Here is a 16,357-nt window from a genome sequence, read left to right as displayed (position 1 = left end):
GGCGCGAGTACCGTGCGCGCTCGACGTCCATGAGCCGGCCCGCGATCATCGAGGACGAACTGCGCCCGCTGCTGCGGGGGCTGTCTCACGCCTACGCGTTCTGGGTGGCCTTGATTGCCGCGATCGCCCTGGCGATCCTCGTGCCGGCCGGCACGCCGAAGGTCGCCTCCATCGTCTACGGCATCGGGCTCTGCGGCCTCTTCGCCGCGTCGGGGACCTACCACCGCTGGCGCTGGAACCCGCGCTGGCGGCCGCTGCTGCGGCGCATCGACCACTCCACGATCTTCGTCTTCATCGCGGCGTCCTACACGCCGGTCGCGCTGCTGGTCATGCACGGAACGCTGCGCTGGGTGATCCTGGCCGCGGTCTGGACCGGCGCACTCGGCGGCGTCGTGCTGAGCGTCGCCTGGATCACCGCGCCGCGCGTGCTGAGCGCGGCCTGTTACCTGGCACTGGGCTGGACGGCCGTCTTCGCGATGCCGCAGATGCTCGACGCGCTCGACCTCGCGCCCCTGGTCCTGCTGGCGATCGGCGGCTTGCTCTACACCGTCGGCGCCATCGTCTACGCGACCAAGCGCCCGAACCCGTGGCCGAGCACCTTCGGCTTCCACGAGATCTTTCACGCGCTGGTGATCGCCGCGGCGGCGGTCCAGTTCATCGCGCTGGCGGGCTGGGTCTTCCCGGCCGACTGACGGCCATTCGGCCAACTGAACGCCAACGTTCCTACTTCGTGGTAGCTTTGTCGCATGGCCAGCACCGCTGAGACGCCCCAAGACACCGAAATCGCCGCCGAGCCGACGTTCTCGCTCGCCCTCACCCAAGAGCAGAAGGACCTGCGCGACTGGGTCCACGGCTTCGCCGAGGGCGTCGTCCGCCCCGCCGCTCATGAGTGGGACGAGCGCGAAGAGACCCCGTGGCCGATCATCGAGGAGGCCGCGAAGATCGGCCTCTACGGCTTCGAGTCGCTGCAGCAGTTCGCCGCCGACCCGTCGGGGCTGACGATGCCGCTCGTCCAGGAGGAGCTCTTCTGGGGCGACGCCGGCATCGGCATGGCGATCATGGGCACCGGCCTGGCCGCCGCCGCGATCGCCGGCCAGGGCACGTGGGAGCAGGTCATGGAGTGGATCCCGCGCTGCTACGGCACCGCCGAGGACATCAAGGTCGCCGCCTTCTGCGCCTCGGAGCCCAACGCCGGCTCCGACGTCTCCAACATCCGCACGACCGCCAAGTACGACGCGGCTTCGGACACCTGGACGCTCAACGGCCAGAAGGCCTGGGCGACCAACGGCGGCATCGCTGACGTCCACGTGATCATCGCCCAGACCGACCGCGAGCTGGGTTCGCGCGGCCACGCCGCGTTCATCGTGCCGATCGCGACCGAGGGCATCGAGCAGGGCGCCAAGGTCAAGAAGCACGGCCTGCGCGCCTCGCACACCGCCGACGTCCACCTCGACGACTGCAAGATCCCCGGCGCCTACCTGCTCGGCGGCAAGGAGAAGCTCGACGAGCGCCTCGCCCGCGTGCGCGAGGGCAAGAAGGGCAAGACGCAGGCCGCGATGCAGACCTTCGAGGCCACGCGCCCGATCGTCGGCTCCCAGGCGCTGGGCATCGCCCGCGCCGCCTACGAGTACGCCTTGAACTACGCCAAGGAGCGCGAGCAGTTCGGCAAGAAGATCATCGAGAACCAGTCGATCGGCTTCGCCCTGGCCAACATGAAGATGGAGCTCGACGCCGCGCGCCTGCTGGTCTGGCGCGCCTCGTGGATGGCCCGCAACGGCATCCCGTTCCAGAACGCCGAGGGCTCGATGAGCAAGCTGAAGGCCGGTGAGGTCGCCGTCTGGGCGACCGAGCGCGCCATCCAGATCATGGGCGGCAACGGCTACACCCGGGAGTTCCCGGTCGAGCGCTGGCATCGCGACTCGAAGATCTACACGATCTTCGAGGGCACGAGCGAGATGCAGCAGTTGGTCATCGCGCGTGCGATCTCCGGCATGCGGATCTCCTAGCGACTACGAGCATGGGACGCGCACGGGCGGCGCATCTGGGACCGGAGCTGCGCAGGCCGCTCGTCCTGGACGCCGCCCTGCCGCTCTTTGCCCGAGACGGCTTCGAGGCCGTCTCGATGCAGGCGATCGCCGATGCGGCGGCCGTCTCGAAACCGGTGCTGTACTCCTGCTATGACTCCAAGGAGGAGTTGTTCGAGGAGTTGCTGCGCCGTGAGGAGCGCAAGTTCTGGCACATGGTCGAGGAGTCGGTCCCGGCCCTCGGCGCGCTGGGCAGCAAGGAAGATCTGCTGCGCTACGGCATGGCGGCCCTCCTGCGGGCAGTGGTCGAGGCGCCGGACGCGTTTCGCGTCATCTATCTGCAGCGCAACGGCGAGAACCGCGTCGAGCGCGGCCGCGAGCACTGGGAGCAGCGCCTGAGCGAGGTCCTGGCTGCCTGGACGCAGCTGCCCGAGCGCGAGACCGAGCTGCTAGGCCGCATGTTGGTGGCCTTGGCCGAGCTCGCCTTCCGCGTGCAGCTCGAGGAGCCGGGCACGTGGCAGCCGGACGCGCTGGCGGCGTATCTGGCGGGCGTCGTGATCCGCGGGATCCCGGCGAGCGACTAGAGCGCCGCGGCAATTTTGGCGGCGACCGCGTCGCGCGCGGCGTCGTCGTCGTATTTGGTGCGGGGCCAGAAGAAGCCGCGCAGGCCGTCCTTGAAGTTGCGCGGGACGATGTGGCAGTGCAGGTGGGGCACCGACTGGCTGACGGTGTTGTTCATCGCCACGAACGTGCCGGCGGCGTCCATCGCCTGCGGAATCGCGACGCTGAGGCGCTGGGTCAGCGTGAAGAACGGGGCGATCGCGTCGGGGGCGAGGTCGGCGAGCGTCTCGACGTGCGTGCGCGGCACCAGCAGCGTGTGCCCATCGAACAGCGGGCGCGCATCGAGGAACGCGACGTGGTCGGCGTCCTCGTAGACGATCGACGCCGCCAGGTCGCCGGCGATGATCTTGCAGAAGACGCAGTCATCGCCGGCCATGCGGCCGGAGCTTACGCGCGGAGCGGACGCGTGGCGGCCGTAGCATTCGGCGTGTGTCCGGTCTGCCGTCGCTCGCGCGTCTGAAGGGAGTGAGATGACGTTTGACGCGATCCTCAGCGAGCAGAGCGGGCCGTTGACGCGGCGGTTGCTGCGCATGGTCGGCGATCGGGAGACCGCCGAGGATCTGCGGCAGGAGACCTTCGCTCGGGCGTGGCGCAGTGCGCCGCGCGGTGCGCAGACGCCGGTCGTCCGTGCGTGGCTGCATCGCACCGCGACCAACCTCGCGCTCGACGAGCTGCGGCGGCGCAAGCGCCGTGACCACGTCCCGCTGCACGGCGCGCTGGCGGACCCGAAGGCCAGCGATGCCCATCGGGACCCGCTGCTGCGCGACGCGCTGGCGACCCTCACGGCCCACCAGCGGTTGGTGCTGTTGCTGCGCTTCGAAGCGGGGTTGTCGCTGCGCGAGCTCGGTGAACTGCTCGATCTCTCCGAGGACGCCGCGCGCAAGCGGGTCGCTCGGGCACGTGCCGCGTTTCTCGAGGCCTACACCAGCGCCAATGCCGACGACGAGCGGCCGACCGTGCTCCTGCTCCTTGGCCGCGAGGATCCGGGACCCTACGAGCGCTGGCTGAGCGCCCCCGGCGCCCGCGTGCGGACCCTCACCGGTATGCAGGCCGGACTCGACCTCGCCGGCGCCGATGCGCTCGTGCTCGGCGGCAGCGAGACCGATATCCACCCCGGCCTCTACGGCGAGACCCAGGGCCCGCACGTCCGCCACACCGATCTCACCCGCCACCTCCGCGACCTCGCCGCCCTGCGCCACGCGCTGGCCACCGACCTCCCCGTCATCGGTGTCTGCAGCGGCACGCAGCTGCTGAACATCGTCCACGGCGGCACGCTGCACCAGGACCTCCCCTCCTCCGGCTACGACGCGCTGGACCACCGCGACGCCCACGACGTCACCACCGCCGGCGGCACGCTCGCACGCCGCCTGCTCGGCGATGCGCCCGGCGTCATCTCCGAGCATCACCAGGCGGTCAAGACATTGGGGCGCGGTTTGCGCGTCACCTCCAAGGCCCGCGACGGCCTGGTGGAGGCGCTGGAGGTCCCCGGCCATCGCTTCGCGCTCGGCGTGCAGTGGCACCCGGAGCGCTGCGTCAACGGCCCGGACGGCAGCGGCCATCGGATGGCCGAAGCGCTCGTGGAAGCAGCGACCGCCGCGTAAGGCCGTCGAGGGACGACTGGACCACGCCCTCGGGGGTTGCGTCGTCCCTCGACGCTCCTCAGTCCGGGGTGACCCAGTGCCCGGCGCGTTCCAGCGCTCGTTGCCAATCGGCCAGCAGCGACTGGCGCTGGTCGTCGCTCATCTGCGGCTCGTAGCGGACCGACTCGGTCCAGAGGGACTTGACGTCCTCCTCGGTCCACGTGCCGGTCGCGACACCGGCCAGGTAGGCCGCGCCGAGCACGGTCGTGTCGGCGATCTCAGGGACGACGACCGGCACGCCGAGCATGTCGGCTTGGAACTGCATCAGCCAGCCGTTGGCCGTCGCGCCGCCATCGGCGCGCAGCTCCGTCAACCGTCCTCCGAGCGCCGCGTTCTGCGCGCGCACCGCATCAACCGATTGATAGGCGATCGCCTCCAGCGCAGCACGCGCGATGTGCTCGCGCGACGAGCCGCGCGTCAACCCGACGATCGTCCCGCGGGCGTACGGATCCCAGTGCGGCGAGCCGAGACCCGTGAGCGCCGGCACGAAGTACACGCCCTCGTTGGACTCCAACGAGGCCGCCATCGCCTCGGTGTCAGCCGCGTTGTCGATGATCTTGAGCCCGTCGCGCAGCCATTGGATCCCCGCACCGGTGACGAACATCGAGGATTCCAGCGCGTAGTCGACGCGGTCGCCGATCCCCCACGCGATCGTCGTGATCAACCCGTCCTCCAAGACGGGCGTGCCACCCCCCGCGTTCTGCAATAAGAAGTTGCCGGTTCCGTAGGTGTTCTTGCCGAGGCCCGTGTCGATGCACGCCTGGCCGTACAGCGCGCCCTGCTGGTCGCCGACCATCGCGGCGACGGGCACCGAGCCGCCGAATTCCGTCGTCTCGCCGAGGACCTCGGCGTTGCGCACCGGCTCGGGCAGCGCCTCGATCGGGATGCCGAGCGTGTCGCACAGCTCCGGGTCCCACCGCAGCTCGCGGATGTTGAACAACAACGTGCGAGACGCGTTGGAGTAGTCGGTCGCGTGGCGGCCGGTGAGCTTGAACAGCAGCCAGGCGTCGATCGTTCCGAGGGCCGCATCGTGCGGGACGCCGCCCTCCTGCAGCATCCACGCGTACTTGGTAGCGCTGAAGTACGCGTCGAGCACGAGGCCCGTGCGCTCGCGGAACATCGCCTCGAGGCCCTCGGCCTTCAAGCGGTCACAACGGCCCGCCGTGCGGCGGTCCTGCCAGACGATCGCGCGGTGCAGCGGCTCACCGGTGTTGCGATCCCACGCAACCGCGGTCTCGCGCTGGTTGGTGATGCCGATCGCGGTGAGCTGCGACCCGTCGAGCCCCGCGTCGTCGAGCGCCGCGTGGCAGACCTTCTTCACGGTCTCCCAGATCTCGGCCGCGTCGTGCTCGACCCACCCCGGCCGCGGGAAGAACTGCTCGAACTCGGAGTACGCGCTCGTGACGACCTTGCCCTGCTCGTCGAAGAGGAAGGCGCGCGAGCCGGTGGTTCCCTGATCGATCCCCAGGATCATGGGGACGAGTCTTCCACGGTCCGCTCAGGCGGCGTCAGCAAGCGGCGGCGCGGCGGCCACGGCCGGCACGACGCCGGTGATCGCGCGCAGCGCCGCGACACAGCGCGCGTCGAACTCGGCGTCGACCGCCAGCAGCGCCATCGCGCGCTCCGGCGTCCACGCACCGCGGTAGACCCGCGGCGAGACGAGCGCGTCCCACACGTCGGCGACGGCGAGGATGCGCGTCTCGAGATCGAGCTCGTCGCCCCGCAGGCCATCGGGGTAGCCGCTGCCATCCAGGCGCTCATGATGGCCGCGCACGCCGCGCCGGATCTGCTCGGGGTACCCCAGCTCGCGCAGCAGATCGTCGCCCATCACCGGGTGGCGGCGGATGACGTCCATCTCGGCGTCGGTCAGCTTCCCGGGCTTGCCGAGGATCGCGTCGGGGATCGAGAGCTTGCCGATGTCGTGCAGCAGGCCGGCAAGCGCGAGGTCGCGCAGGCGACCGGCCGAGAGGTCGAGCTGCTCGCCGATCGCCACGGCCCACTCGGCCACGCGGCGGGTGTGCTCCTCGGTCGAGCGGTCCTTGGCCTCCAGGCGCGCCATCAGCACGCGCACCCGGGCGCCGAGGAACGCCTCCTCCTCGGCGACAAGCGCGGCCGCGGGGAGGTCGCCGACCAGCGGATGCGACGGGCGGCCGCGGTGGACATCCATCGCCACCGGGACCCCGACCAGCGTGACGCCGAGCAGCTCCAGCGCGTGGCCCGTCCACCAGACCCAGGTGTAGGGGTCGAGGACGAGCACGGGGATCAGCGCCATGCCGAGCCAGACGATCCCGATGACCACGAGCAGGTCGCTGCTGCGCCGGGTCAGCGTGAAGGTGCGCACGGCGCGCGAGGCGACGATGCCGAAGAAGAGCGTGCCGATCGCCAGCAGGGCGATCGCCTCGGGGGAGTTGTAGCCCGGGACCGACGGGACGTCCTGCGGGACGGCGAAGCCGACGGCGCCGAGCGCGGCGATGACGACCAGCAGCGCGGTCAGGGTGACCGCGACCGTGCGCAGGTGGCGCGGGCCGCGCAGGGCGGGCAGCGCGGCGACCGTCAGGATCGCGCCGCCGACCGGCAGCGCGAGGCCGCCCGCCACGGCGACGACGCCGTTGGGCCCGATGAGCACGCCCGGCGTCGCCAGGCCATGGATCAGCAGGATGAGCGTCATGGCGGCAAACGCGCCGCCGGCGACGACCGCACGCGTCTCGCGGCGCTTGAAGCCGGCGAGCATCAGCGCGACGCTGGCCGCGGCGGCGATCGTCGAGCCGATGGCCATGATGAAGAGGTGCTGGACGGCGGTGACCGGCGCCTTGTCCTCGCTGACGAGGAAGTGCATCACGGCAGCCGGGACCGCGGCGCTCGCGGCGATGAGCGTCAGGTTGGAGCCAAAGCGGCTGCGGAGCAGGCCGTCCACCCCCGGGTGCTTCGACCGCGATCAGGGCAGCTTGAGCGGTCGCGTCAGCGTTCCGTCACGAACCGCAGCGTGCCGGAAGCGCAGCGTTGCCCGGTCGCGATCGTGCCGCGCACGCGGACGGTGCCGGTGAGGCGATGGGCGCGCCGGCGCAGGACGCCGGCGATCGTGATGCGTTGTGCCGGCTCACCGGCGACGAAACGGAAGCGACCGTCGCGGCCGATCGCGGCGCGGCCGGCTTCACGAATGACCAGCGGCCCGACGTCGCCAAAGTCCGCGCACGGGTAGCGGGTGATGCCCACGCGCACGCCAACGACCGCCCGCCCGCGCACCTCGACGACGATGCGCCGGTGTTCGGTGGTGTGGCCCGTGTAGGGCACGACATCGGCAAGCACGCACCGCAGGGTAGACCGGCGGCCTGGACCAGCGGTCGGAATGCCCTCGACAGCAGGAGGAAATCCCGTGACGCCAAGGCCTCCGGCATCTACCGTCGTCGTGACATGGACCGTGACGAGCCCAACGTGCTGCGGATTATCGACGGCGACGAGCGCTCGCTTGCCCGCCGTGTCGATCTGGCGCTGTCGGGCCTGCCGGATGGCTCGCGCGTCGACCACTTCACCTACTGGTACACCGGCAGACCGCCACTGCACGAGGCGACCGTGTCGCCGCCCATGGACGGTGGCGCGCAGCAGTAGCGCGCCAGGATGGGCGGGGTCCGATGAGTGGTGGACGGCGGCCTCAGCCGGCCCGCCGCCCACCGGGACCCTTCAACGCAGGTCCGCGTCAGAACATGCGGCGAACGCCGGCCGGTGGATCAGCGCTCGAGGACGTACTGCTCGACGATGCGCCGCTGTACGTCGTTGAGCGCCGGCGTCTCGCCGCGTTCCAGCGCCGCGGCCGCCTGGGCGACCGTCAGCCCCGTGCCGGTGAGCACGGAGCCGATCAGCGGCGGGACGTCCGCTCCGCAGACGCCCGAGACACAGCCGGCGTCGTGGACGTGCTCAGCCTTCGACGGGCTGCCCATTGGCGGTCAGCGTCACGGGGATGTTCCCGCGCGTCGCGTTGGAGTACGGGCAGACCTGATGGGCGGCCTTCACGAGCTCGACCGCCTGCTCGGCGTCGACCGACGGAAGCGTCACGTCGAGCTGCACCGAGAGGTCGAAGCCCTTGGCCTCGTTGGGATGCAGCGAGACCTTGGAGTCGATGACCGCATCGCCGGTCTCGAGCTTGGCACGCCGTGCGACCGCGCCGATCGCGCCTTCGAAGCAGGCCGCGTAGCCGACCGCGAAGAGCTGCTCGGGGTTGGTGCCACCGCCCTGGCCGCCCATCTCGGTCGGCAGCCGGAGGTCGACCTCCAACACCCCGTCGCTGGTCTTGCCGTGCCCCTTGTCGCGCCCACCGGTGACGTGGGCTTCTGCCGTGTACAGCGTCTTGGCCATGTCTTCGACCATAGCGGCGTCGGGTCGCGCCGCCACGCTCATGCAGGCGCGGGCTCGGCGCTACCGATGACGTCACGCTCGGCGTCAAAGCGCAGCAGCGCCGGGAAGGCGAGCATGACCAGCCCGACGCCCGCAACGCAGGCCAGGCCGCCGGAGATGACCGAGGTGCGCACGCTGGTCAACGCCGCGACCGAGCCGGACTCGACATCGCCCAGCCGCGGCCCGCTGGTGACCACGAGCGTGAAGACCGAGGACATCCGCCCGCGCAGATGGTCCGGCGTCACCGACTGGTTGATCGACGAGCGGCAGACCGCGCTGATGCTGTCGGCCGCCCCCGCGAGCGCGAGCAATGCCGCGGCGATCCACAACGAGCCGGCCATGCCGGCCAGCGCGATCGCCAGGCCCCAGGCGACGACCGCCCAGATGACGATCCGGCCCAGACGGCGCGCGTGGGCCAGCCAGCCCGTCGTCAGCGCGGCCACCGTCGCACCGGCCGCAACCGAGGCGTACAACAAGCCCGTGCCGCCGGCTCCGGTGTGGTAGACGCTGACCGACAACACGGCAAACAGCGCGCGCGGCATCCCGAAGGTCATCGCCAGCAGGTCGATCGCAAACGAGCCCAGCAGCGCCTGGTTGCCGCGCACGAACCGCAGGCCGTCGACGATCGAGCGCAGCACGCGCGCGGGCTCGGCCAACGCGCCACGCGGTGGCTGGGGCGACATCGCCCAGACGGCGGCGAAGATCGCCAGGCAGCTCGCAGCATCGATCGTGTAGGCGGCGCCCAGCCCGAGCACACCGATCAGCACGCCGCCGATGGCCGGGCCGACCACCTGGGTCAGGGTGTTCATCCCGTAGTTGAGTGCCAACGCCGAGCGCAACTGCTCGAGCGGCACGAGGTTGGGCACGATCGACGAGGCCGTCACGTTCTGCACCGCGCCGAAGCCGGCCATCGCCCCGCCGAGCACGTAGAGCGCGACGAGCGGCGGCGAGCCGGCGTAGGCGAGCGCGGCGAGGGCGCTCGCGCCGAGCACGAGCGCGGCCTGGATCATCAACAGCAGCCGCCGACGGTCGCGGCGGTCGGCCAGCGCGCCGCCGAGCAGCGCCATCGACATCAGCGGGATGAGCTCGACGGCGCCGAGCAGGCCGGTCAGAAAGGCCGATCCCGTCTCGACGTAGAGCTGGTAGGGCAGCGCGACCAGCGCGGCCTGCGTGCCGAGCCCGGTGATCAGCTCGCCGCCGAGCAGCAGCCGCAGATCACGCGACTCGCGCAGCGGCGAGACATCGACGGCGACGCGGGAGAGGAGGCGGACCGGCACGGCGGCTCGCCACGATACGACGCTGCGTAGTCTGCAGGCGGTGAAGCCCGAGATCCACGTCCTCGGCCTGTCGATCAAGACATTCGGCCTCTTCTTCGCTCTGAACTTCGCGGCCTGGGGACTGGTGGCGGCGCGCCGGCTCAAGGAGCTGGGCCGGCCCGTCGACTGGGCCTACGAGATCGTCACAGTCGCCCTCGTCGGCGGACTGGTGGGCGCGCGTGGCTACTACCTGCTGCAAAACCACGACAGCCTCAGCGCCAGCGACATCTTCGGCGGCTCCGGGCTGATCTGGTACGGCGGCCTGCTGGGCGGCGCGATCGCCGTCCTCTACTGGGCCCACCGCCGCGGCTTCCTCTCGCTGGACCTCCTCGACATCGCCGGTCCGGGCCTGGCGCTCGGCTACGCGATCGGCCGGATCGGCTGCCAGGTCTCAGGAGACGGCGACTACGGCAAGGCCTGGAACGGACCGTGGGCGATGGGCTACCCGCACGGCACGGTGCCGACGGCGCCGGGCGAGACGGTCCATCCCACACCGATCTACGAGACGCTCACGATGGGGCTGCTTGCCTTCGTGCTGTGGCAATTGCGCGACAAGGTGCGGCCGGGGATGCTCTTCGCGCTCTACCTCGTCGGCGCCGGGTTGGAGCGCTTCCTGGTCGAGTTCCTGCGCCGCAACTCGGATGTCGCGCTTGGGCTCACGGCCGCGCAGCTGGAGAGCCTGACGCTCTTGCTCGCCGGCGCGATCTGGATCGCGATCGTGGTGCGCCGCCACGGCTCGATCCTGCTGCCCGAAGGCGAGCGGCGCCGCCCCGCTGAGGTTGACGCAACGGTCGGCGCGACGCCGGTCAACCAGACCTAGCGCCGTGGGCGCCGACGACGAGATTCTCGACGTCTTCGACGAGCACGGCCGGCAGGTCGGGACCAAGCGCCGCGGCGATGTGCACCGTGACGGAGACTGGCATCTGGCGTTCCACCTGTGGGTCGTGGCGCCCGCTGGCGTGCTCTTGCAGCGCCGCGCACGCGATAAGGCGTCGTGGCCGGGATTCCTCGACGCCTCGGCGGCCGGGCATCTGCTCGCGGGCGAGTCGATTCGCGACGGCCTGCGGGAGGTCGACGAAGAGCTCGGTGCGGCCTACGTGTTCGACGATCTGGCGCACTTAGGGGTACATCGTGTGGCCGATACGGAGCGCTCCGGGACCGTCAACCGTGAGCTGCAGCATGTCTTCGCGGTGCGCGACGACCGGCCGCTGGCGGCGTGGCGGGACTTCGACCGCGTCGAGCTCGATGGGCTGGTGCTCATCGGCCACGACGCCTTTGCGACGCTGGTCACAGCGTTTGACGGTGGGCGCACCGGTGCGATCGCGGTACGTGCGCGGTCGTGGGATGGATCACGGGAGGACGACATCGAGGTGACGGCCGACGAGGTCGTTCCGGCGCCATATCTGGGCAGCATCGCGCCGAAGTTGCGGCGCGTCGGCGGCGTGTAGCTCCAACCGCCACGCCTGAGCAATCGCTCATCACGCCTCGAACGGCAGACTTAGCACTGAGTCTGCGTTATCGTTCCGTGAGACCGTGCAGATCCCCCGGTCGGAGGATTGACGACGGTTGAGCGTCTTCGCACAATTGGATGAGGCGAACCTGTACAAGATCTGCCGGTACCCGACGGGGCGGCAGGCTAAGGTTCGCCTCTACCGCCAATTACCTGAACGATTTGGACGGAACGTGAAGCCCATCACCGCAATTGACGACCCTCGCTACGTGAAGGCCATGAGCCATCCGGTGCGGGTCCGCATCATGGCCATGTTGCAAGAGCGCAAGGCCAGCCCGAACGAGCTCTCCCAGTGGCTCGGCACCACCCTGGGAGCGACTGCCTACCACGTCCGCACGCTCCACAAGCTCGGTCTGATCGAGCTTGTTGATGAGACGCGCGTACGTGGAGCCGTGGAGCATCACTACAAGGCCAAGGCGCGCCCGAAGGTGACGCAGGAGAACTGGTCTAAGGCTTCGCCCGTCGCCAAGCAGGCCGCCGTGGGCTCCCAGCTGAAGATGCTGGAGGACTACACCAACGCCTCCGCCGCATCCGGCGGCTTCGACCGGCCGGACGCCGTCATCGAGCGCAAGACCGCGCGCGTTGACGCCAAGGGCTGGACGGCGCTCACCGCCGAGGCGGCGAAGTTCCTGGAGCGCGTCGACAAGATCGAGGGCGAGGCCGCCAAGCGCATCGCCAAGGCGGGCGACGAGGGCGCGATCGACGCCGGCGTGGTCGTCCTGGGCTTCGAGTCGGTGCCGCTCAGCAACCAGATCCCCGAGTCGAAGAAGAAGCGTACGCCGATGAAGCGCACGCGGCGCGCCTCCGCCTAGAGCGGCAACGCGCCACAATTAGAAAGTTCTTCACAACGCCTCCGGCGGCGCGCTCGGCTCACGGAGCCGGCGTCACCGGGGGCGTTGCTGCATCGGTCTAGGTTGCTCACCGACTTCTTCTGAAACAACGGTCGAACTAATCGAGCCCCGGCGCCAGGAGGCGCGGACTGAGCGCCTCAAGGGATCTCCGGAGGCCTTAGCCGCGGCCGCGGCGGCGTGCCACGTCGGCGAAATCCGCGACGCTCCTCAGCCGCGTGGGACGAGGCGCACCTTGGGGGGCATCTCGAACGGCTTGGGCGGCGGGGCGTCAGACGGGCGCAACCGCGTCCGGCCACCCTTGCGCACCAGCGGCCACCCGGCGAGCTCGACCTCGTAGAGCGCCTGGGCGGGCATCTGCAGTCCCTCGGCACGCATTTCGGCGACGCTGAGCCCCTTCTCTCCCGCCTCCTCCAGCAGGCGCAGCGCGAGGCGGCCGTCAGGGGTGGTCAAGGGGCGGGCGGCTGACATTCGTGCAGGCAGGCTAACGGCCGACGCGGCGCGCCGCGCTTCGACGAGCCGAAAAGGCTGCGCGAGCTCTCACCTCCCCTTGAGGTGGCGCTCAGGTTGGCGCGGTGAACTTCCGTCATGCCCTCCGTGACCTCCCTCCCCGAGACCTTCGACGGCACCCGCACCGACGTCCTGGACGCCCTCCCCCGTGTCAGCTTCCGCGAGCGCCGGCACGCGGTTTCTACGGAGCGCCCCGCACCTGGCCGCTACCTCGAGCTCGACGACGGCGACGAGCGTGTCCTGCTGCCATTGGCCCCCGGCACGACCCACGTCGGACGCGGCTTCGCCGTCGACGTGCGGCTCGAGGACCAGAGCGTCTCGCGCCGGCATGCGATCGTGCATCAGCGGCCGACGGGCTCGCGGATTCTTGATGACCGCAGCGCGAATGGGACGTTCGTCAATGGGCGGCGGGTTACTGAGGCTGAGTTGCGCGATGGCGATGTCGTGGTCCTGGGGCGTGTGGTGCTGACGTACCGGGATGTGGTGGCGCCTTAGGCGCGACGCGCGCGCCGTTGTCTTCTGTCGTCTGCGGTGGTGGTTTGCGTGGCGCACCGGTGGCGTTCCGCGCGCGTTGTGGTCGGGGTGCGTTGCGGGGTTCGGTGGCACCGAGGGGAGTGAGCAGTGACCGGGGCCTCGGGGCGCGGGCTTGTCGTCCGTCGGCGTCGGGGCCCGGGTGGTTCGCCGCGTTGGTGGGGTCCGGGTCGGTTCGGACCCCACATAGGGATCCCAGGCGACTCGGACCGACGCTCGGTCCCGAACCGAGGGTTCGGGTCGAGTTGACGTGTGCTGTGCCGGTCAACTCGACCGGGGCCGATCGTCGGGCCTCAGATCATGCCCGGCGGGCACGTTGACCGGGAATAGCCACGTCAACGTACCCAGGGTGTGACTTCGGCCCCGAACGACGCCGGCCGTCCCGCGAACCCTCGCGCGGAAGGCCGATGGCGCCACGAGCCCCGACGACTCCTCACCCCTTCGCCGCCCTCAGACCACGCCGCGAACCAGAACGACGCCCGCGCTGAGCGCCACGGGTGCGCCACGCAAGCCCCTACCGCGGACGACAGACGACAACGAATGCCCTTGACAAACGAACACTCCCGATATATCGTGATGTTCGTTCGATAGATCAACCGAAGGGAGCACCGAATGACTGGTGCCACGTATGCAGCGCCACACGGGCGCTGCCATCACAAGCAGCATCGCGGCGAAGGCCGCGCGTTCTTCCCCGAGTTCCTCGCCATGATGGGCGGAGGCCGTGGGCCGGGCGGCGGACCCGGGTTCGGCTTTGGCCGGGGCCCCGGATTTGGCGGCCCGGGTGGCGGGCCGGGGGGCCCCCATCATCGCGGCGGCCGTGGCGGCCGGCGTGCGCGGCGCGGTGACATCCGCTCCGCGATCCTCCTGCTGCTCGCCGAGGAGCCTCGCAACGGCTACGGCCTGATGCAGGAGCTCGAGGAGCGCAGTGGCGGCGTCTGGCGTCCGAGCCCCGGCTCGGTCTACCCCGCGCTGTCGCAGCTGGAGGACGAGGGTCTCGTCCGTGCCACCGAGCACGACGGGCGCAAGTCGTTCACGTTGACCGACGAGGGCACCGCCCACGTCGAGGCCAACCGTGAGCGGATGGGCACGCCGTGGGAGACCGTCGGCGAGGGCGCCTCAGGTGAGCTCCATGAGCTCCGCCATTCCGCCCAGGCGCTGGCGATCGCCGCCATGCAGGTCGCCCAGACGGGCACGAAGGACCAGCTCGGGGAGGCCAAGGCCATCCTCGAGGACGCCCGTCGCGGCCTCTACCGCCTGCTGGCCGGCGACCCGCCGGCCGACGGCGACGAGCAGTAACGCAGGGAACGCAGACCCCCTCTCCCCTCCGAAGCGCCCGCTGCCCGTCGACTCAGTCGGCGGGCAGCAGCTTTCCGGGGTTCAGCACGCCGGCCGGATCGAGGCGAGCCTTCACGGCGCGGAGCACATCGACGCCGAGCTCACCGATCTCGGCGGCCAGCCACGGCGCGTGGTCGGCGCCGATGGCGTGGTGGTGGGTGAGCGTCGCGCCGGCGCCGGTCAGCGTCTCCATGACCGCGGTCTTCGCGGCCGACCACTGGGCAACTGGATCGTCGCCATCGCGGCGCGCGAGCACGGTGAAGTACAGCGAGGCGCCCGCGGCGTAGAGGTGCGAGACGTGGCAGGCGACGATCGGGCTCGCGCCGTCCAGCGCCGTCCGCAGCGTCTCGCCCACCCGCGCGTGCAGCGCTTCCAGATCACGCCACGTCGTCGCGGTCTCCAGCGTCTCGATCAGCATGCCGGCGCCGAGCAGCTCGTCGCGCAGGCGCGGGGCGCGGAAGCGCCCGTGGCGCCAGGACTCCGCGGCCTCCTCACCGAGCGGTGTGGCACCGGCGGCGCGCAGGATCGCGGTCGCGGCCTCGGCGCGGTAGGCCACATCGGCCGCCGCGCCCTCCCAGCCGACAAGCAGCAGGCAACCGCCGGCCTCGTCTGTCCCGCCGCCGGGTGGGTGGGCCGAATACACGCCCATCGCCGTCTCAACCTCATCCGACAGCCGCGCAAGATCGGGCTTCGGGCCGCGCTGCGCAAGCGTGCGCAGAATCCCGACGCCGGTCGCCAAGTCCGCGACCCGCCAGCCTTCGTGGCGGCGCACCTCCGGAAGCGGCCGCACGCGCACGGTCACCGACGTGATGACGCCAAACGCGCCCTCGGAGCCCAAGACGAGCTGGCGCAGATCCGGGCCTGCCGCGGTGCCGGGTGCACGGCCGAGGTCGAGGTCGCCGGCCGGCGTCGCGACGCGCACGCGCTCGACGAGCGCGTCGAAGCGCCCCCAGCCGGTCGACAGCTGCCCGGACGAGCGCGTCGCCGCATAGCCACCGATCGTCGCGCGCTCGAAGCTCTGCGGGACGTGGCCGAGCGTGAAGCCGTGCTCGGCGAGCAACTCCTCGGCGCGCGGCCCGGTCACGCCCGCCTGCAGCGTCGCGGTCCAGGAGACGTCGTCGACCTCGAGCAGCGCGTCGAGGCGCTGCAGATCGAGGGCGACCACCGCGTCGAAGCTGCCACGCGTCGGGGCCACGCCGCCCACAACGCTCGTCCCGCCCCCGAACGGCACGACCGCGACGCCATGCTCCGAGCACGCGCGCAGGATCGCCCCGACCTCCTCGTGGGCAGCGGGCAACACGATCGCGTCCGGCACCGTCGGCGGCGCGGCGCTGCGGCGGACGAGGTCGAGGTAGGACATCCCGTTGGCATGCGCGGCGCGCGCCGCGTCCTCGACGACGACGTGCTCCGGGCCTACCACGGCGCCAAGCGCCTGCAGGGCGACCAGCGAGAGCCGCGACGGCGCGACCTCCAGCACAACAGCCGCCGGCGAGGCGCCAGCGCCGTCCTCCTCGATCGCGAATGCCTGGCGCAACAGCACGCGCAGGTCGTCGCCGACGATCGGCTCGGGGTCGGGCGCGGCCCAGCGGGCGGCGGGGTCAAAGAGTTCGGTCGGCTGGCTCATCGCGGGAGA

General features: G+C 70.9%; 19 protein-coding genes. 10 read left to right on the top strand and 9 right to left on the bottom strand.

The window, feature by feature from the left end; translation table 11 throughout:
• Positions 1–29 precede the first annotated feature (29 nt).
• Genes trhA through VGO10_RS10560 form a run of 3 tightly spaced genes read left to right on the top strand, consistent with a single transcriptional unit; the run spans position 30 to position 2,608 of the window.
• Positions 30–692, top strand: coding sequence for a PAQR family membrane homeostasis protein TrhA (gene trhA / locus VGO10_RS10570; RefSeq protein WP_327467997.1), 663 nt, complete (start codon positions 30–32; stop codon positions 690–692).
• Between the two features lie 54 nt (positions 693–746).
• A complete protein-coding gene (locus VGO10_RS10565; protein WP_327467995.1) occupies positions 747–2,006 on the top strand; it encodes an acyl-CoA dehydrogenase family protein in 1,260 nt (419 codons plus the stop codon).
• An 11-nt stretch (positions 2,007–2,017) separates the two neighbouring features.
• Positions 2,018–2,608, top strand: a complete 591-nt coding sequence (locus VGO10_RS10560) for a helix-turn-helix domain-containing protein (RefSeq protein ID WP_327467993.1) — start codon at positions 2,018–2,020, stop codon at positions 2,606–2,608.
• On the opposite strand, the gene VGO10_RS10555 is transcribed toward VGO10_RS10560, so the two are convergent.
• Positions 2,605–3,021 carry an HIT family protein gene (locus VGO10_RS10555; RefSeq protein WP_327467991.1) on the bottom strand — a complete coding sequence of 139 codons (417 nt, stop codon included), beginning with the start codon at positions 3,019–3,021 and terminating at the stop codon, positions 2,605–2,607. The genes VGO10_RS10560 and VGO10_RS10555 overlap by 4 nt on opposite strands.
• Before the next feature lie 94 nt (positions 3,022–3,115).
• Between VGO10_RS10555 and VGO10_RS10550 the strand changes: the two genes are divergently transcribed.
• Positions 3,116–4,246 (top strand): sigma-70 family RNA polymerase sigma factor, encoded by a 1,131-nt coding sequence (locus VGO10_RS10550; RefSeq protein ID WP_327467989.1) that lies wholly within the window; start codon positions 3,116–3,118, stop codon positions 4,244–4,246.
• Between the two features lie 58 nt (positions 4,247–4,304).
• Here the strand turns inward: VGO10_RS10550 and glpK are convergent, their stop codons facing one another.
• Genes glpK through VGO10_RS10535 form a run of 3 tightly spaced genes read right to left on the bottom strand, consistent with a single transcriptional unit; the run spans position 4,305 to position 7,591 of the window.
• A complete protein-coding gene (glpK, locus tag VGO10_RS10545; protein WP_327467987.1) occupies positions 4,305–5,759 on the bottom strand; it encodes a glycerol kinase GlpK in 1,455 nt (484 codons plus the stop codon).
• A gap of 24 nt (positions 5,760–5,783) precedes the next feature.
• Positions 5,784–7,199 (bottom strand): HD-GYP domain-containing protein, encoded by a 1,416-nt coding sequence (locus VGO10_RS10540; protein WP_327467985.1) that lies wholly within the window; start codon positions 7,197–7,199, stop codon positions 5,784–5,786.
• 44 nt (positions 7,200–7,243) lie between these two features.
• Entirely contained in the window at positions 7,244–7,591 is a 348-nt protein-coding gene (locus tag VGO10_RS10535; protein WP_327467983.1) for a hypothetical protein, read from the bottom strand.
• 105 nt (positions 7,592–7,696) lie between these two features.
• On the opposite strand from VGO10_RS10535, the gene VGO10_RS10530 reads away from it, so the two are divergent.
• Positions 7,697–7,891: a hypothetical protein gene (locus VGO10_RS10530; RefSeq protein WP_327467981.1), complete on the top strand. Its 195-nt coding sequence runs from the start codon at positions 7,697–7,699 to the stop codon at positions 7,889–7,891.
• A 119-nt stretch (positions 7,892–8,010) separates the two neighbouring features.
• Here VGO10_RS10530 and VGO10_RS10525 read toward each other — a convergent pair whose 3' ends face one another.
• The 3 genes from VGO10_RS10525 to VGO10_RS10515 are packed head-to-tail and all read right to left on the bottom strand — an operon-like array spanning position 8,011 to position 9,951.
• The gene (locus VGO10_RS10525) at positions 8,011–8,220 is read right to left on the bottom strand and encodes a hypothetical protein (protein ID WP_327467979.1); all 210 of its coding nucleotides are present in this window, start codon (positions 8,218–8,220) and stop codon (positions 8,011–8,013) included.
• Positions 8,198–8,635, bottom strand: a complete 438-nt coding sequence (locus tag VGO10_RS10520) for an organic hydroperoxide resistance protein (RefSeq protein ID WP_327467977.1) — start codon at positions 8,633–8,635, stop codon at positions 8,198–8,200. The genes VGO10_RS10525 and VGO10_RS10520 overlap by 23 nt, the downstream gene beginning before the upstream one ends.
• A 38-nt stretch (positions 8,636–8,673) precedes the next feature.
• A complete protein-coding gene (locus VGO10_RS10515; protein WP_327467975.1) occupies positions 8,674–9,951 on the bottom strand; it encodes an MFS transporter in 1,278 nt (425 codons plus the stop codon).
• Positions 9,952–9,991: 40 nt separating this feature from the next.
• Here VGO10_RS10515 and VGO10_RS10510 point away from each other — a divergent pair, with 40 nt between their 5' ends.
• From VGO10_RS10510 to VGO10_RS10500, 3 genes are all read left to right on the top strand, one after another.
• Positions 9,992–10,810, top strand: coding sequence for a prolipoprotein diacylglyceryl transferase (locus VGO10_RS10510; RefSeq protein ID WP_327467972.1), 819 nt, complete (start codon positions 9,992–9,994; stop codon positions 10,808–10,810).
• Positions 10,811–10,814: 4 nt separating this feature from the next.
• Positions 10,815–11,438 (top strand): NUDIX hydrolase, encoded by a 624-nt coding sequence (locus VGO10_RS10505; RefSeq protein ID WP_327467970.1) that lies wholly within the window; start codon positions 10,815–10,817, stop codon positions 11,436–11,438.
• A gap of 280 nt (positions 11,439–11,718) precedes the next feature.
• Positions 11,719–12,312, top strand: a complete 594-nt coding sequence (locus VGO10_RS10500; protein WP_327467968.1) for a winged helix-turn-helix domain-containing protein — start codon at positions 11,719–11,721, stop codon at positions 12,310–12,312.
• Between the two features lie 246 nt (positions 12,313–12,558).
• Here VGO10_RS10500 and VGO10_RS10495 read toward each other — a convergent pair whose 3' ends face one another.
• On the bottom strand, positions 12,559–12,819 hold the full coding sequence (locus VGO10_RS10495) for a hypothetical protein (RefSeq protein ID WP_327467966.1): 261 nt from the start codon (positions 12,817–12,819) through the stop codon (positions 12,559–12,561).
• 126 nt (positions 12,820–12,945) lie between these two features.
• Between VGO10_RS10495 and VGO10_RS10490 the strand changes: the two genes are divergently transcribed.
• Both VGO10_RS10490 and VGO10_RS10485 read left to right on the top strand, forming a co-directional pair.
• Positions 12,946–13,353 (top strand): FHA domain-containing protein, encoded by a 408-nt coding sequence (locus VGO10_RS10490; protein WP_327467964.1) that lies wholly within the window; start codon positions 12,946–12,948, stop codon positions 13,351–13,353.
• A 648-nt stretch (positions 13,354–14,001) separates the two neighbouring features.
• Complete coding sequence (locus tag VGO10_RS10485; protein ID WP_327467961.1) at positions 14,002–14,685, top strand: PadR family transcriptional regulator; 684 nt, start codon at positions 14,002–14,004, stop codon at positions 14,683–14,685.
• A 52-nt stretch (positions 14,686–14,737) separates the two neighbouring features.
• Here VGO10_RS10485 and VGO10_RS10480 read toward each other — a convergent pair whose 3' ends face one another.
• Positions 14,738–16,348 carry an FAD-binding oxidoreductase gene (locus VGO10_RS10480; RefSeq protein ID WP_327467959.1) on the bottom strand — a complete coding sequence of 537 codons (1,611 nt, stop codon included), beginning with the start codon at positions 16,346–16,348 and terminating at the stop codon, positions 14,738–14,740.
• Positions 16,349–16,357: the final 9 nt, after the last annotated feature.

The organism is Baekduia sp. (assembly GCF_035996765.1).
Classification (GTDB): Bacteria; Actinomycetota; Thermoleophilia; order Solirubrobacterales; family Solirubrobacteraceae; genus Baekduia.
The sequence above is the reverse complement of the archived record's forward strand: the minus strand, read 5'-3'. Positions and strand labels throughout refer to the sequence as shown.

What these genes read in the sequence shown, in the direction of transcription:
- VGO10_RS10520 (WP_327467977.1), bottom strand. Translation starts at nt 8,635, where the DNA reads ATGGCCAAGACGCTGTACACGGCAGAAGCCCACGTCACCGGTGGGCGC.
- VGO10_RS10480 (WP_327467959.1), bottom strand. Translation starts at nt 16,348, where the DNA reads ATGAGCCAGCCGACCGAACTCTTTGACCCCGCCGCCCGCTGGGCCGCG.
- VGO10_RS10560 (WP_327467993.1), top strand. Translation starts at nt 2,018, where the DNA reads ATGGGACGCGCACGGGCGGCGCATCTGGGACCGGAGCTGCGCAGGCCG.
- VGO10_RS10485 (WP_327467961.1), top strand. Translation starts at nt 14,002, where the DNA reads ATGACTGGTGCCACGTATGCAGCGCCACACGGGCGCTGCCATCACAAG.
- VGO10_RS10565 (WP_327467995.1), top strand. Translation starts at nt 747, where the DNA reads ATGGCCAGCACCGCTGAGACGCCCCAAGACACCGAAATCGCCGCCGAG.
- VGO10_RS10550 (WP_327467989.1), top strand. Translation starts at nt 3,116, where the DNA reads ATGACGTTTGACGCGATCCTCAGCGAGCAGAGCGGGCCGTTGACGCGG.
- VGO10_RS10500 (WP_327467968.1), top strand. Translation starts at nt 11,719, where the DNA reads ATGAGCCATCCGGTGCGGGTCCGCATCATGGCCATGTTGCAAGAGCGC.
- glpK (WP_327467987.1), bottom strand. Translation starts at nt 5,759, where the DNA reads ATGATCCTGGGGATCGATCAGGGAACCACCGGCTCGCGCGCCTTCCTC.
- VGO10_RS10525 (WP_327467979.1), bottom strand. Translation starts at nt 8,220, where the DNA reads ATGGGCAGCCCGTCGAAGGCTGAGCACGTCCACGACGCCGGCTGTGTC.
- VGO10_RS10495 (WP_327467966.1), bottom strand. Translation starts at nt 12,819, where the DNA reads ATGTCAGCCGCCCGCCCCTTGACCACCCCTGACGGCCGCCTCGCGCTG.
- trhA (WP_327467997.1), top strand. Translation starts at nt 30, where the DNA reads ATGAGCCGGCCCGCGATCATCGAGGACGAACTGCGCCCGCTGCTGCGG.
- VGO10_RS10555 (WP_327467991.1), bottom strand. Translation starts at nt 3,021, where the DNA reads ATGGCCGGCGATGACTGCGTCTTCTGCAAGATCATCGCCGGCGACCTG.
- VGO10_RS10530 (WP_327467981.1), top strand. Translation starts at nt 7,697, where the DNA reads ATGGACCGTGACGAGCCCAACGTGCTGCGGATTATCGACGGCGACGAG.